This window comes from Pseudoalteromonas sp. MBR-15 (assembly GCF_053628915.1).
Genome location: NZ_JBRJHH010000012.1, coordinates 98,069 through 112,211, shown reverse-complemented (window position 1 = coordinate 112,211; position 14,143 = coordinate 98,069). Strand labels below are relative to the sequence as shown.

Below are 14,143 nucleotides of genomic sequence, written 5' to 3'. Positions count from 1 at the left end.
AAATGAAAAGTTATTTAATTCTAGCGGGCAGTTTACTTGCCTTTGGCTGTGCTTCAACTGCAGATAAACCGATGACACTAGAGTATGCGGATTTATCAGTTAGCTATGATGAATTGAAAACACCAAAATGGCAGCAACTTGAGCGCTTTCCTGCCAGATACCCAAAAAAAGCAGTTATCCAAGCAACAGAAGGGTGCGCGACCATTGAGTATGTTATTACGCCACACAATGAGATTAAAGATATTCAGGTAGTTGCCTCTACTCACCCTGTATTTGCCGATGCAGCAAAAGAAGTAATCACGCATTGGCACTGGAATGAGCTGCCGCAAAATATTACTGATAAAGCGGTGAAAACCCAAACTCGCTTTGATTTTTGTTTTGACACACCCGAGCAATCTTGTAGAACACTAAAACCTAATTATTCATGCCCTAGTCGCGATATTATTTATTCTACGGGTACACGAATTGTGAAGTATTAAAGGGAGCCTGCTTTGTATTTTATCTTACTTATTCTCTTTAGCGCTATTTCACTCACGTGGTTTTTTCTTCGCTATAAAGAACTAAGTAAAGAAGCTAATAACTACGTAAAAATCAATTACGCTGAGCAGTGGCAAACATACGAAAGTAAAGCCCGCTTAATGAGAGCAACACCCAACTCAATTGTGTTTCATTCAATTAAACAAGGCGAATTGTCGGCCATTGATGATGGTGTTTTAAAAAGCTTTAAGAAAAAGCATCAGTACATCGTTACTCTACTCTGTATTTCACCTTTGTTATCTTCATTGCTTGCACAATTTATTGCGTATTTGATGAAATAAAAAGCGCGCTGGATACAACATCCACCGCGCTCTCAATTCAATACTTGCTTAAAAGTGCTTGAAGCTTATATTTACAAACGCGCCTCAATCATCAGGCGTTTCATATCACGTACTGCTTTGTCTAGGCCGTCAATCGCGGCACGCGCAATAATCGCATGACCAATGTTTAACTCGTAAATTTCTGGCATTGCAGCAATTGGTTTTACGTTGTGGTAGTGCAGGCCATGACCAGCATTTACAATTAAACCAAGACCGTGGGCGTATTGTACACCGCTGCGAATACGCTCAAGCTCTGTATGTAGCTCTTCGTCGTTTTCTGCATCTGCATACGCGCCAGTATGAATTTCTACATACGGTGCGTTACAGGCTTTAGCAGCATCAAGTTGCGCGTTATCAGCATCAATAAATAACGATACTTTAATACCCGCTGCCGTTAATTTTTCAGTCGCCGCTTTTACTTTTTCAAAGTTACCCACTACGTCTAGACCGCCTTCTGTTGTTAGCTCTTCGCGTTTTTCAGGCACTAAACACACATAAGCGGGTTTTACTTCAAGCGCAATATCAATCATTTCATCAGTCACGGCAACCTCAAGATTCATACGCGTTTGAATGGTTTTAGCCATTACATACACGTCACGGTCTTGAATATGACGACGGTCTTCACGCAAATGAATGGTGATACCATCTGCACCGGCATGCTCTGCAACACTGGCTGCATGAGCAGGATCTGGGTAACTTGTGCCACGCGCTTGGCGTAAAGTGGCAATATGATCAACGTTTACACCAAGAAGAATATCTTTCATTTTTTTACCTGTTTAAAACAACGATTAACGGCTGCTATTCAGCCTACTTAATAAATAACTCACGACTTTTTAATGGCTTTTTACCGAGTAAAGGCTTGAGTAAGTAACGACTTAACTGCTTTGCCATATATAACACATCAGGCGCGCTGAAGTCATGGGCAGCAATGGCATTTAATTGCGCACCTGAAAAACCACTGTGCGGGTCGTCATGCAGCAAAAAGCCATATTCAGCAAAGTACTGGTAACTGGCACTGCCAATGATCTCATCACCGTGCGCGTCGACACTAAAATCAACTCCATAACCGAGCAATTCGAGTAACTGAAATTCATACGAACGTAACACTGCTTGCAAATGTTGAGTACCCGATAAATCACTCAAGTGCTGTTTATACAAATGGTAAACACTTTCCATGGGTTCATTGATAGGTACGATACGATTGGTTAATTCGTTTAAATAAAATCCACAATACAACTCAGTCCCCGTGAGCATGGTTTGCGTGCCATGGGGTTCAAAACGATTAATGTATTTTAAATCTGATTTACCGCTGTATTGTACCAGCAGTGATTGGAAAGGTTGCAGTTGTGCTTTATGTTTAGTGGCCTGGCGACCACTAATACGGGCCAGCATTCTAAGCTGACCCACGCCTTCTACCAGCATATCAAGCATTACTTGTGAGTCACTAAATGGACGTCGGTGCAACAAGTATGCTGTGTAGAAATCGCTATCCATGGCGTCTCAAGCTAAGCTTAATCTTCACCATAGCCTAAGCTGCGTAGCGCACGCTCATCATCAGCCCAGCCAGACTTCACTTTAACCCAAAGTTCTAAAAATACTTTGTTATCAAGCATCTCTTCAAGGTCTTTACGTGCTTCACGGCCAATAACTTTTAGCTTTTCGCCTTTATTGCCAATAACCATGCGTTTTTGCGTTTCACGCTCAACTAAGATCAGGCCATTAATTTGCCACACGCCGTTATCGAGCCATTTAAACTGCTCTATTTCAACGGTAACAGAATACGGTAATTCATCACCCATAAAACGCATTAGCTTTTCACGGATAACCTCTGCCGACATAAAACGCATCGAACGGTCTGTCACATAATCTTCAGGGAAGTAAAACTCACACAGCGGAAGACGCTTGGTTACTTCTGCTTTTATAAGCTCAATGTTTTTACCCTGTTTTGCTGAGACAGGAATAATGCCAACAAAATCAAATTTATTGCCTAAAAACTGCATGTGTGGAAGCACTAAGTCGCGGTCTTTTACTTGGTCAATTTTATTCATAACCAATAACACTGGACGACCACTTTGACGGACTTTATTCAGTACCATCTCGTCATCTTCATTCCAGTGAGTGCCTTCAACCACAAAAATAATCAGCTCTACATCACCAATCGAACTGGATGCAGCACGGTTCATTAAACGGTTAATGGCACGCTTTTCTTCAACATGTAGACCCGGTGTATCAACGTAGACTGCTTGGTATTTACCTTCGGTATGAATACCCATAATACGGTGACGCGTGGTCTGTGGTTTGCGCGAGGTAATACTCACCTTTTGCTCAACAATGTAGTTAAGTAAGGTCGATTTACCCACATTTGGACGACCAACAATGGCCACCATCCCACAGTGCGTATCAAGCTCTGCAGGTTCTTTGCTAATTAAATCATCAAGATTCATTTTTAAGTATCTTTAAGGCTTTTTCAGCAGCTTTTTGCTCGGCTTTACGACGCGAGCTCCCTACTGAGATAATGCTATCCATCCCTTCAACAATACATTCAACCGTGAATGTTTGATTGTGCGCTTGGCCTTTTGTATCAATGACAGTGTAGCCCGGTAACGATAATTTGCGCGCTTGTAAGTACTCTTGAAGTAATGTTTTTGGATCTTTTTGGTTTAAGCCAGGAGAAATTGCATCAAGGCGTGATTCATACCAATTTAAGATTAACTCACCACATTGTTCAATGCTTGAGTCTAGGAACACGGCACCAATAATGGCTTCTACTGCATCGGCAAGAGTCGATTCACGACGGAAGCCACCACTTTTCAGCTCGCCAGGCCCTAAGCGTAAGTAATCGCCCAGACCAAATTCAAGGCCAAACTCAGCCAGTGTTTGACCACGTACTAAGGTTGAGCGCATGCGGCTTAAGTCGCCTTCACGTGCTTTTGGAAATTTAGTATAAAGCGCATTCGCAATCACGAAGCTCAAAATCGAATCGCCTAAAAACTCTAAACGCTCGTTATGTTGACCTTTGTGGCTGCGGTGCGTCATTGCCTGTTCAAGCAAAGCTTGATCAGTAAATGTATAACCTATTTTGTTGTATAACTCTGTTACGTTTTTTTTCATCGTTACTGAATATTACCTAGGCGTTCAAAACGAACACCAGTTGGAACCCAGCCTGGTAAAAAGTCATCTGGGCCATTTTCAAATTCAAAACTCATCCATATAAAGACGGCTTTACCTACCAAGTTTTCTTTTGGCACAAAGCCCCAAAAGCGACTGTCTTGGCTGTTATCACGGTTATCACCCATCATAAAATAATGATCGGCAGGAACAACCCACTCGTCAGAGCGTGTACCCGGTTGTTGATAATAACGGCCTTTCATTTCAAGCGCCTCTGGGTTAATCAAAATGTTGTGATTCAATGGGCTTAGGTTTTCTTCTAAACGCACTAAATTCATTGACCCTTGCTTGAACTCGTCACTATTGAGAATTTCCATATCTATTTTATTGTATTCATTACACAGCAAATCACCTTGCTGTTCGACACCTTCTTCACATTTTGGCTGAATATAAAGGTGCTTATTGCGATAAACAATTTTATCGCCAGGTAAACCAATGGCACGTTTAATGTAATCAATACGCTCATCTAATGGGTATTTAAATACCACAATATCACCGCGCTCTGGCTCATCCACATCCACTAGTTGGGTGCGCCAAATTGGGTCTTTAATGCCGTATGAGTACTTTTGTACCAAAATAAAGTCACCAACAAGTAATGTTGGCATCATTGAGCCTGATGGAATTTGAAACGGTTCAAAAATAAATGAACGGAAAATAGTAATAGCCGCAATCATCGGAAAGATTGATTTAGCCGTTTCAGTAATACTTGGCTCTGGTGCAATTAATGCAGCGGTTTCTTCGTCTAATTCACCGCCCGCCGCGTTTTGAGCAAGGGCGATACGCTGTTGACGTTTAGGCGCAAACATAAAGTGGTCAATTAACCAGATTAAGCCTGAGCCTAGCGTTAACAACACTAAAAAAATCGAAAAGTAACCCGCCATGCATTAATTCCTTTATTTACTTCTAATTATTTACCAACTTTGAGGATAGCTAAGAATGCATCTTGCGGTACTTCAACGTTACCTAGTTGCTTCATTCGCTTTTTACCTTCTTTTTGCTTCTGAAGAAGCTTTTTCTTACGGCTCACGTCACCACCGTAACATTTTGCAATTACGTTTTTACGTAATTGTTTAACCGTTGTACGCGCTATAACATGCTGACCAATTGCCGCTTGAATTGCAATATCAAATTGTTGACGCGGAATTAGCTCTCTAAGCGCTTCAGCTAACTGACGACCACGCGATTGTGCAATATCACGGTGTACAATAATTGCTAATGCATCTACACGCTCACCATTAATAAGTACGTCAACACGTACCATGTCTGATGCTTGGAAATGCTTAAAGTTATAATCAAGCGAAGCAAAACCACGGCTTGTTGATTTTAACTTATCAAAGAAATCCATAACCACTTCAGCCATCGGTAATTCATACGTTACCGCAACTTGCTTGCCGTGATAGTTCATTTTAGTTTGTACACCACGCTTTTCAACACAAAGCGTAATAACGTTACCTAAAAACTCTTGCGGAACTAATATGTTAGCCTCAACAATTGGCTCACGGATTTCAAGAATGTTGTTTACCGGCGGAAGATCAGATGGATTATCAATCTGTTTAACGCCCTCTTTGGTTTCTACTTCGTAGATTACCGTAGGTGCCGTAGTAATAAGATCAATGTCGTATTCACGCTCAAGACGCTCTTGAATAATCTCCATGTGTAGCATACCTAAGAAGCCACAACGGAAACCAAAACCAAGTGCAGTTGAGTTTTCTGGTTCGAAGAATAACGATGCATCGTTCAAGCTAAGTTTATCTAGCGCATCACGGAATGATTCATAATCATCCGATGAAATTGGAAACATACCCGCGTAAACCTGTGGTTTAATGCGTTGGAAACCCGGTAGACGCTCTGGTGCAGAGTTGCGCTGTAACGTAATTGTATCGCCAACAGGTGCACCATGAATCTCTTTAATACCAGCAATAACAAAGCCTACTTCACCGGTTTTTAATAAACCTGTGTTAGTTTGTTTTGGTGTGAAAATACCCACTTTATCTGCGATATGAACTTGTTCGTTCGACATGATCTTAATTTTATCGCCCGCGCGTAATTCACCGTGTTTAATACGCACAAGTGACACAACGCCTTGGTATGGGTCAAACCATGAATCAATAATAAGCGCTTGTAATGGCTTATCTTTGTCGCCAACTGGTGGCGGAATATCTTTAACAATAACTTCGAGTACGTCTTCAATACCCACGCCTGTTTTTGCACTACAACGCACGGCTTCAAGCGCATCAATACCAATAATGTCTTCGATTTCTTCTGCAACACGAAGTGGGTCCGCTTGCGGTAAGTCGATTTTATTCAGTACTGGAATAACTTCTAAATCCATTTCAATCGCTGTGTAGCAGTTAGCAAGTGTTTGCGCTTCTACACCTTGACCAGCATCAACAACTAAAAGCGCACCTTCACAGGCAGCAAGCGAACGTGATACTTCGTAAGTGAAGTCAACGTGTCCTGGTGTGTCGATAAAGTTTAATTGGTAGGTCTCGCCATCTTTGGCTGTATAATTGAGTGTTACACTTTGCGCTTTGATGGTAATACCACGCTCACGCTCGATGTCCATTGAGTCTAACACCTGCTGCTGCATTTCACGGTCTGTTAAACCACCACAAACTTGGATAAGACGGTCAGAGAGAGTCGATTTACCATGGTCGATATGGGCGATGATCGAAAAATTACGGATATGCTTCATAAACTGGATTCTAAACTTCTATATAAAATGGACTAAGTGTATAAAGCGGCAATTTTACATTTAATTGGCTTTAATCACCATCTATTTGAGTGAAAGGAATAGTAATTGGGTGAATTTTTATTACTTTAATATCATGTTTTAGGCTCTTAACCCTTGATTTAGCTATCGCATAGCCAGTTAAGCCCCCTAATACAGCAGCTAAAATTTGCCACCCCTCAGCAAGCGAAAACACTGAAAAAGCAGCCAAAGCAAACCCTAAACTAAATAATAACGGCAACATGTACACGGCCATTGCGTGTTTTACAAGGTGGCTATCGTCTAATGCTAAGGTGACTTTTTGTCCGACTTTTAGCTCACTGTCGAAAGTGTATGGGAATGTTTTTTTGGCAGTACCAAATAACTTGGCAAAGATTTGCGAGCCACAACGGCCATTGCATCCTGCGCAGGCTTGTTTTTGCTCGGCTTCTAAATCGGCTGTCGTGCCTTTTACCGACACGACAGTGAGTGTTTGTTCTATCATTATTTAAAGAGGTCGCGCTACCGACTCTGCAATGGCTTTGGCTGTCATAGCGGGGATATTACCAACAACCGACACGTCAAAGCTACCACCATTGTGAACATACACGGTTGTCGCACCCGATGACAGCGCCCCACTGGGTCGTTTACCAGGCAGTGGTCTTTGTACGAACACAGAAACCTCAACAAAACCATCAGAGTACAAGTAGTAATCGGTTAGTTCGTTATTTAAATCTAACTTGTGACGGTCTGACTTTAATAATTTAAAGCCTGCTGGCAACCAGCCAATTTTCCAATTATTAACCGCACTGCCTGTGCTTTCGTTATCAATTTCACTGACCGGAAGCGGAGGAGGAAAATCACGATTTTGCATTTCTAACAGCATCTGTGCAGGTTGCTCTGTCACACTAATGTGGGTCAACTGTAATTGCTCAAGCATTTCACCTTTGTGGTTCACATACGCTGATTTCAATAACAGTGATGATTCTAAATCTAACCATATCCAATAATTGAATTTGTACTCATCTTTTGACTCAATACGCACAAGCTGCGCTGAGCGCCCTGCTATACGACCTTTTCCGCCTAGTACAAAATCGTACTGCGCACTTAAACGCTCTATATCTTTAAAAAGCACTTCAGGAATAGGCCCTGCAATTGAATCAGTTTGCACAGAATATGGCTCTGAATGGGGCTCAAAATAAGTCACTTGATCGTTTACGCGAGCCATTTCAAGCCCTGCGCCATTCAGTAAACTTAAATGTTCAAGCTCTACATTACCTTGCTTGGCATGCAGCCAGCGATAAGGTTCCATTGCTTGGCCTTTAACGACGACAAACGATGCGTCGAAATTGCGGGTATGAACGGCTTCAGCCATATCGAGTAATAATGCTTTGGCGGGGTTTTCGTCGCTGGCAAAAGCGGGAGCTATTAACACCAGCGACAAAATAAAAGTAAACACTTTCATTTAATTAGTTTTTTTCCTCATCTGCGTTAGCCGCAGTTTGTGACTTTTCAAGCGAATATGCAACACGTGCTTGGCGTTGGTGTTCAAGTACAAGCGCACCAATACGTTGCTGTTGTAATTCGCGTAAACCTTGTTGGGCATTTTCAAGTGCAGGTTGCTCAGATGAGTAACTGACAGGTGATGCCACACCGGTTAGTGGTGTTGTTTGTAATAAAGGAATTTCGCTCTGCGGTGATTCGCTGTTTTGCGGCAGTGTTTGTACACCAACAATCGCAAACATAGCCACACTTGCAGCAATCGCTACTTGGGCAAAGGGTCGACGCCAATTAAATGCAACAACATTGTCGGTGCCTGTTGCCGCCACGATTTCTTCGCTTTTTGGTGCCGTTGTTTTATTCGCGAAATCTGCGTACACAGGTTCATGTTCGAGTGCATCTGCCACTGCATCAGCAATGTCAAAATTGAAGGCGCTGTTATTTGCCTCAGCACGCATTACGTCACCGATCATTGCATAACGACCAAATGTTGTTACATCGTCGTTTGTAATCGCTTCATCAGTTAACTGCTGCTCGCCGTCAAGTAATGCGGATAACTGCTCATTATCCAACTTGTTAACGTCTGCTTTTGTCATACTAAGACTCACCTATTAATGGATTTAATTTATTGTCAATCGCTTCACGGGCACGGAAAATACGCGAACGTACCGTCCCCACGGGGCAATCCATAACCACGGCTATTTCTTCATAGCTCATACCTTCAATTTCACGAAGGGTAATCGCAGTTTTAAGATCTTCAGGCAAACTATCAATCGTATTAAAAATTACAGCACGTACTTCGTCACTTAATAACAGGTTTTCTGGCGATGCGTTTGAACGCATTGCGTCTGCACTGTCATAAAATTCTGCTTCTTCGGCATCAACATCGTTAGCTGGCGGCTTACGCCCCTGAGCAACTAAGTAATTTTTAGCACAATTTACGGCGATACGGTACAACCAAGTATAAAAGGCGCTATCACCTCTAAAGTTAGGCAAAGCACGATAAGCTTTAATAAAGGCTTCTTGTGCGACATCAGCAACATCACCTTGGTTTGAAACATAACGTGAGATCAAACCTGCAATTTTATTCTGATATTTTCTAACTAATAGGTTGAAGGCGTTTTTATCTCCTTGCTGGACCCTTTTTACTAGCGCTAAATCCAAATCCTGCTCGCTCATTCGAGCCGGTACTCCTCTGTTTGATTCTTGCTTGCTATTCATATACTCGCCATTGTTTACACAAACTATGACTGCACCATGAATATAAAAGTTCAGTTTAAAATAATTTTTTTATAAAATAGCACGCAAATAATGTGAGTTATACCAATCTTATTACTCGACAATCCTAGTAACTGCTGATAATTCAACGGTTATCTCTATTCAAAGTCAGTTTGATTCACAATGCTAAACAGTTAAAAATTCGCTGTTTAAGTGACGATAAACCTAATAATATTGGTATAACGTATTAAAATGACTAATAGTGTTACGGCAAATATGGTACATATACGTATATCATATACAATTTTTTTTGCTCATACTTTTAGCACTATTTCCAGAGCATTGTAACTGCAAAGACCACAGACATGAACCAAAATAAACATCACATTACTGATGTCGCTATTATCGGCAGCGGCGCCGCTGGCCTCTCGCTTGCTTTATCACTTGCTAATCACTGTAACGTAACCGTGCTTAGCAAAGGCGCATTAACTGAAGGCTCTACTTTATATGCACAAGGTGGTATTGCCGCGGTTTTTGATAAAAAAAATGACAGTATTGAGTCGCATGTTCAAGATACGCTCGATGCTGGCGGTGGTTTATGTGACCGCGACGCTGTGCACTACACTGCCAGTAATGCCAAAAAATGTTTAAAATGGTTAATTGAGCAAGGTGTGCCTTTTGATATGGAGTTTGATTCAAAAGGTAAAGAACGTTTTCATTTAACGCGCGAAGGTGGTCACAGTCATCGCCGCATTTTGCATGCTGCCGATGCGACAGGTCGCGCCGTTCAAACTACGCTTATCAGCCAAGTGCAAGCCCACCCAAATATCACTTTATTAGAAAACTACAATGCCATTGATTTAATTGGTGATAAAAGCTTAGGCCGAAAAGGTAAACACATCCACGGTCTGTATGTGTGGAATTGTGAAGACAAAAAAGTAGAAACAATTGCAGCCAAGTTTGTTGCGCTGGCGACAGGCGGTGCGAGTAAAGTGTATTTATATACCTCTAACCCCGATGTATCGAGTGGCGATGGTATTGCCATGGCATGGCGAGCGGGCTGCCGTGTTGCCAATATGGAATTTAACCAATTCCACCCTACGAGCCTGTACCACCCTGAGCTGCAAAACTTTTTAATTACCGAAGCAATGCGTGGTGAAGGTGCGTACTTAAAACGCCCCGATGGCACACGCTTTATGAAAGACTTTGATGAACGTGAAGAACTGGCTCCCCGCGATATTGTTGCCCGCGCGATTGATTTTGAAATGAAACGCTTAGGCGCTAATTGTGTTTATTTAGATATTAGCCACAAAGATAAAGATTTTATTATTGAGCATTTCCCGACAATTTACGCAAAATGCTTAAGTGTTGGTTTAGATATCACCAAAGAAGCTATTCCTGTCGTCCCTGCAGCCCATTATACTTGTGGGGGTGTCATGACTGACTTTAATGGACGTACTGATTTAGATAACTTGTATGCAGTTGGTGAAGTTGCTTACACAGGTCTGCATGGTGCAAACCGAATGGCGAGCAACTCATTGCTCGAATGCATTGTTTTTGCCCACGCAGCAGCACAGGATATTCTGAGTAAAATTGATGCAAGTCCTGCACTTGAAACACTACCGCTGTGGGATGAAAGCCGCGTTACGAACTCTGACGAAGAAATTGTTATCACGCATAACTGGCATGAACTACGGTTATTTATGTGGGATTACGTTGGCATCGTGCGTTCAACTAAACGTTTAGAACGTGCATTGCATCGTGTTGAATTACTGCAACAGGAAATTCACGACTACTACGCTAACTTTAGAGTTTCTAACAACTTATTAGAGCTACGTAACTTAGTACAAGTCGCTGAACTGATTATTCGCAGTGCGCTGGAACGTAAAGAAAGCCGAGGCTTGCATTACACCATTGATTATCCAGCGCAAAATGAAAACCCAACACCTACGGTACTTACACCGAAGTCGGTTGCTGCACTGCAATAATTGCCCGCTTTAAGCGTGAAAAGCTTACCTCATCAACACTGGCTGCCGTTATAATCAGCCAGTGTGATTTATAAAATCCCGCTAGTTTTATAACCACAAAATTCGAAAAGATCTTACTCTTGGGGCTTATCGCACCTTGCATTTGCACACGATTATTTAAAAAACGAAGCTGTGACTGTTCTAAAATAATAGCGCCATGTGTTGGCTGTAATTGCATTACTTTTTTATAGCTAATCACCCCAATAATAAAGCTTGAGACGAAAACAAGACATTGAGAAAAAAGTTGCTGATACGCAAAGCTAAGTATGATGGCTATAAAGCAAAAAAAGACCACAAAGGGTTTGTGGTCTGGTGTGTTTTGTTTAACGCTAAATCTATACACGAACTCGGTCTAAAATTAATGAGACCATGCTATTAAGCTCGGGATCTTTACACGTTTCGTGACCCATGAACCATGCAAACAAGTCTGGATCATCGCATTCTAGTAAGCGTTGAAATGTGGCATGTTGCTCTTTGCTTAACGAGTCAAACGCTTCTTCAACGAATGGCATAAATAAAACATCAAGTTCTAACATGCCACGACGGCATGCCCAACGAATACGTTCTTTACTGTGAATTTCAGTCATTTTAAACCTCGTACTTATTTGTCAGCAGTTTAACAAATTGCTATCGAATAAACAGCTATTTAAATTGCCACCCTAACTAAGTTATCATTAGCACTCATTTATATCGTAAAGAAGGTTTTTATGTCGACTGTTTACGCAAGTCCATTATCTCATACGCTTATCAGCCTAACAGGTAAAGATAAGTTGTCTTACCTTCACGGACAAATTACACAGGATATCAATAAGCTCACTAATGATACGTTCTTGTGGGCGGGCCACTGTAATGCCAAAGGTAAGCTTTGGGGCGTTTTTCGCTTGTTTACCTACCAAGACAGTTACTACCTTGTTGGTTCTAAAGCCGAAGTTGAGCAGTCTCTGGTTGAGTTAAAAAAATATGCGGTCTTTTCTGCTGTTGAAATAGAACCCTGTGAAAAGCCATTAATTGGTTTGATGGGTGATGACCTCTCACAGGTGCTAGAGGCACTTAATATTCAATTTAATGATGAGCAAACGGCTGTCGATTTTGCCGACGGTAAAGCCCTTAAGCTTGCAGAAAACCGCGTGTTACTCATGGTCAATAGTGACTTTAGTTTACCCGAAAACGTTATTGCACTCGATAACGATGCCCAATGGCAACAAGCAGCGATTGCCGCGGGTGAGCCTTCACTTAACAGTGAGGCCATTGGCGAATATGTGCCACAAATGGTTAACCTACACGCGATTGGCGGTATCAGCTTTAGAAAAGGCTGTTACACAGGCCAAGAAACCGTTGCCCGTATGAAGTATCTTGGCAAAAACAAGCGCGCCATGTATATCGTTGCGGGTGAAGCAGATGGTTTACTCGATGAGCTTGAACTCGAAACACAAATGGGTGAAAACTGGCGTCGCGCTGGCAAGCTTATCAGTCAAAGTTATAATCAAGAAACGCGCACTTTAATGGGACTCGTTGTGTTACCGAATGACAATGAAACAGGCCAATTATTACGTGCTAAACACCTCCCTCAGGTTGAGCTATCGATTCAAGCTCTGCCTTACTCTCTCGAAGATGAATAAATAGGAATGACTATGATCGCAGCAGAAAACAAAGTGGTAAAAATGCATTATTCAGTATTGGATAATAACAAAAACACCATCGACAACTCGTTTGATGGTGAACCACTGGTGTTTATCGTTGGCACAGGTTACTTGATCCCAGGCCTAGAAAACGCACTACTAGGTAAAGAAGCTGGCGATACTTTCAGTGTTACCGTTGAACCAGACCAAGGCTATGGCGAGCGTCACGACGACTTAATGCAAGCTGTGCCTAAGTCAATGTTTGAAGGGATGGACATTGAAGTGGGTATGCAGTTTCGTGCAACAACCGATGCAGGCGATCAATCAGTGATGATCATCGATATCCAAGATGAAGAAGTGATTGTTGATGGTAATCACCCATTATCAGGGATTACTTTACACTTTGATGTTGAAGTACTTGAAGTACGTGATGCAACAGAAGAAGAGTTAGCACATGGTCATGTGCACGGTGAAGGCGGTTGTGGTCACAGCCACTAAACCCGTAGTATAAAAAAAGCGCCTGAGGCGCTTTTTTTATACTAATTCGCTTAATTTAATCATCCACTTGCTCTGGTTCTGGTTTATGTTCCGGCTCTGGCTTAGATTCAGGTTCAGTTATGTGTGCCTGCAATGCCGCTAGCAAGCCTTCTTGGTCGTTGGTGCCTAAACGATAGTGAGTGCCATCTTTCATTGCTAATTCTACAGCTTTAAACCCTGATACACTGTAAACCCAGCCATCGTGGGTTATACGTAAACCAATTCCATGGCGAAATGAATTACTGACCGCTCTGACTGATTCAATGTCGTCAAAGCTCACCGTTTTACCAAATACACCCGGCCCAAATGCCCAGCTCACTGTTTTATCAGTTACTTTGATGGTTAAGCTATGAAATAAAAAAGCCACTAACACTAAAATGGCGCAAAACCCCATTAATGGCACATCTGCGCCGATTAAGTTCCACGCCAAGGCAAGAAAACCACCTATCCAGCCCAAAACAACAAAAATAAACACTGCGTATTGCTTATGTTGATACATAAAGAATT

At 41.9% G+C, this 14,143-nt stretch carries 18 protein-coding genes; 5 read left to right on the top strand and 13 right to left on the bottom strand.

The genetic code is table 11. From position 1 onward, the window contains the following. Window positions 1–2 precede the first annotated feature (2 nt). Window positions 3–479 carry an energy transducer TonB gene (locus tag ACSSVW_RS15915; protein WP_075593794.1) on the top strand — a complete coding sequence of 159 codons (477 nt, stop codon included), beginning with the start codon at window positions 3–5 and terminating at the stop codon, window positions 477–479. Window positions 480–491: 12 nt separating this feature from the next. Beyond that, window positions 492–818, top strand: a complete 327-nt coding sequence (locus ACSSVW_RS15910) for a hypothetical protein (protein WP_199525152.1) — start codon at window positions 492–494, stop codon at window positions 816–818. 71 nt (window positions 819–889) lie between these two features. Here ACSSVW_RS15910 and pdxJ read toward each other — a convergent pair whose 3' ends face one another. From pdxJ to rpoE, 10 genes are all read right to left on the bottom strand, one after another. Next, window positions 890–1,621, bottom strand: a complete 732-nt coding sequence (gene pdxJ, locus ACSSVW_RS15905) for a pyridoxine 5'-phosphate synthase (protein ID WP_036966619.1) — start codon at window positions 1,619–1,621, stop codon at window positions 890–892. 43 nt (window positions 1,622–1,664) lie between these two features. Beyond that, window positions 1,665–2,351, bottom strand: coding sequence for a DNA repair protein RecO (gene recO / locus ACSSVW_RS15900; RefSeq protein WP_182395323.1), 687 nt, complete (start codon window positions 2,349–2,351; stop codon window positions 1,665–1,667). 17 nt (window positions 2,352–2,368) lie between these two features. After that, window positions 2,369–3,301: a GTPase Era gene (gene era / locus ACSSVW_RS15895; RefSeq protein WP_036966614.1), complete on the bottom strand. Its 933-nt coding sequence runs from the start codon at window positions 3,299–3,301 to the stop codon at window positions 2,369–2,371. Continuing rightward, a complete protein-coding gene (gene rnc, locus ACSSVW_RS15890) occupies window positions 3,291–3,968 on the bottom strand; it encodes a ribonuclease III (protein ID WP_036966612.1) in 678 nt (225 codons plus the stop codon). Before rnc ends, era begins: the two co-directional genes overlap by 11 nt. A 2-nt stretch (window positions 3,969–3,970) precedes the next feature. Next, window positions 3,971–4,906, bottom strand: a complete 936-nt coding sequence (gene lepB, locus ACSSVW_RS15885) for a signal peptidase I (protein WP_036966610.1) — start codon at window positions 4,904–4,906, stop codon at window positions 3,971–3,973. Between the two features lie 26 nt (window positions 4,907–4,932). Beyond that, window positions 4,933–6,720: a translation elongation factor 4 gene (gene lepA, locus ACSSVW_RS15880; RefSeq protein ID WP_036966608.1), complete on the bottom strand. Its 1,788-nt coding sequence runs from the start codon at window positions 6,718–6,720 to the stop codon at window positions 4,933–4,935. A gap of 70 nt (window positions 6,721–6,790) precedes the next feature. Continuing rightward, window positions 6,791–7,240: a SoxR reducing system RseC family protein gene (locus ACSSVW_RS15875; protein WP_036966606.1), complete on the bottom strand. Its 450-nt coding sequence runs from the start codon at window positions 7,238–7,240 to the stop codon at window positions 6,791–6,793. A 3-nt stretch (window positions 7,241–7,243) separates the two neighbouring features. Beyond that, a complete protein-coding gene (locus tag ACSSVW_RS15870) occupies window positions 7,244–8,200 on the bottom strand; it encodes a MucB/RseB C-terminal domain-containing protein (protein ID WP_036966604.1) in 957 nt (318 codons plus the stop codon). Window positions 8,201–8,204: 4 nt separating this feature from the next. Beyond that, the gene (locus ACSSVW_RS15865) at window positions 8,205–8,831 is read right to left on the bottom strand and encodes a sigma-E factor negative regulatory protein (RefSeq protein WP_036966603.1); all 627 of its coding nucleotides are present in this window, start codon (window positions 8,829–8,831) and stop codon (window positions 8,205–8,207) included. Window position 8,832: 1 nt separating this feature from the next. Next, entirely contained in the window at window positions 8,833–9,414 is a 582-nt protein-coding gene (gene rpoE / locus ACSSVW_RS15860; RefSeq protein WP_036969086.1) for an RNA polymerase sigma factor RpoE, read from the bottom strand. A gap of 404 nt (window positions 9,415–9,818) precedes the next feature. On the opposite strand from rpoE, the gene nadB reads away from it, so the two are divergent. Continuing rightward, on the top strand, window positions 9,819–11,441 hold the full coding sequence (gene nadB, locus ACSSVW_RS15855) for an L-aspartate oxidase (RefSeq protein WP_454179646.1): 1,623 nt from the start codon (window positions 9,819–9,821) through the stop codon (window positions 11,439–11,441). Here nadB and ACSSVW_RS15850 read toward each other — a convergent pair. Both ACSSVW_RS15850 and ACSSVW_RS15845 read right to left on the bottom strand, forming a co-directional pair. Next, window positions 11,410–11,658: a hypothetical protein gene (locus tag ACSSVW_RS15850; RefSeq protein WP_454179645.1), complete on the bottom strand. Its 249-nt coding sequence runs from the start codon at window positions 11,656–11,658 to the stop codon at window positions 11,410–11,412. The genes nadB and ACSSVW_RS15850 overlap by 32 nt on opposite strands. A gap of 157 nt (window positions 11,659–11,815) precedes the next feature. After that, window positions 11,816–12,067: an FAD assembly factor SdhE gene (locus tag ACSSVW_RS15845; RefSeq protein ID WP_036966599.1), complete on the bottom strand. Its 252-nt coding sequence runs from the start codon at window positions 12,065–12,067 to the stop codon at window positions 11,816–11,818. 120 nt (window positions 12,068–12,187) lie between these two features. Here ACSSVW_RS15845 and ygfZ point away from each other — a divergent pair, with 120 nt between their 5' ends. Together ygfZ and ACSSVW_RS15835 are read left to right on the top strand one after the other, a co-directional pair. Continuing rightward, entirely contained in the window at window positions 12,188–13,099 is a 912-nt protein-coding gene (gene ygfZ, locus ACSSVW_RS15840; protein ID WP_454179643.1) for a tRNA-modifying protein YgfZ, read from the top strand. Window positions 13,100–13,111: 12 nt separating this feature from the next. Further along, window positions 13,112–13,597 (top strand): FKBP-type peptidyl-prolyl cis-trans isomerase, encoded by a 486-nt coding sequence (locus ACSSVW_RS15835; RefSeq protein WP_036966596.1) that lies wholly within the window; start codon window positions 13,112–13,114, stop codon window positions 13,595–13,597. A gap of 55 nt (window positions 13,598–13,652) precedes the next feature. Here ACSSVW_RS15835 and ACSSVW_RS15830 read toward each other — a convergent pair whose 3' ends face one another. Continuing rightward, window positions 13,653–14,135, bottom strand: coding sequence for a hypothetical protein (locus tag ACSSVW_RS15830; protein ID WP_074989039.1), 483 nt, complete (start codon window positions 14,133–14,135; stop codon window positions 13,653–13,655). Between the last annotated feature and the right edge of the window lie 8 nt (window positions 14,136–14,143).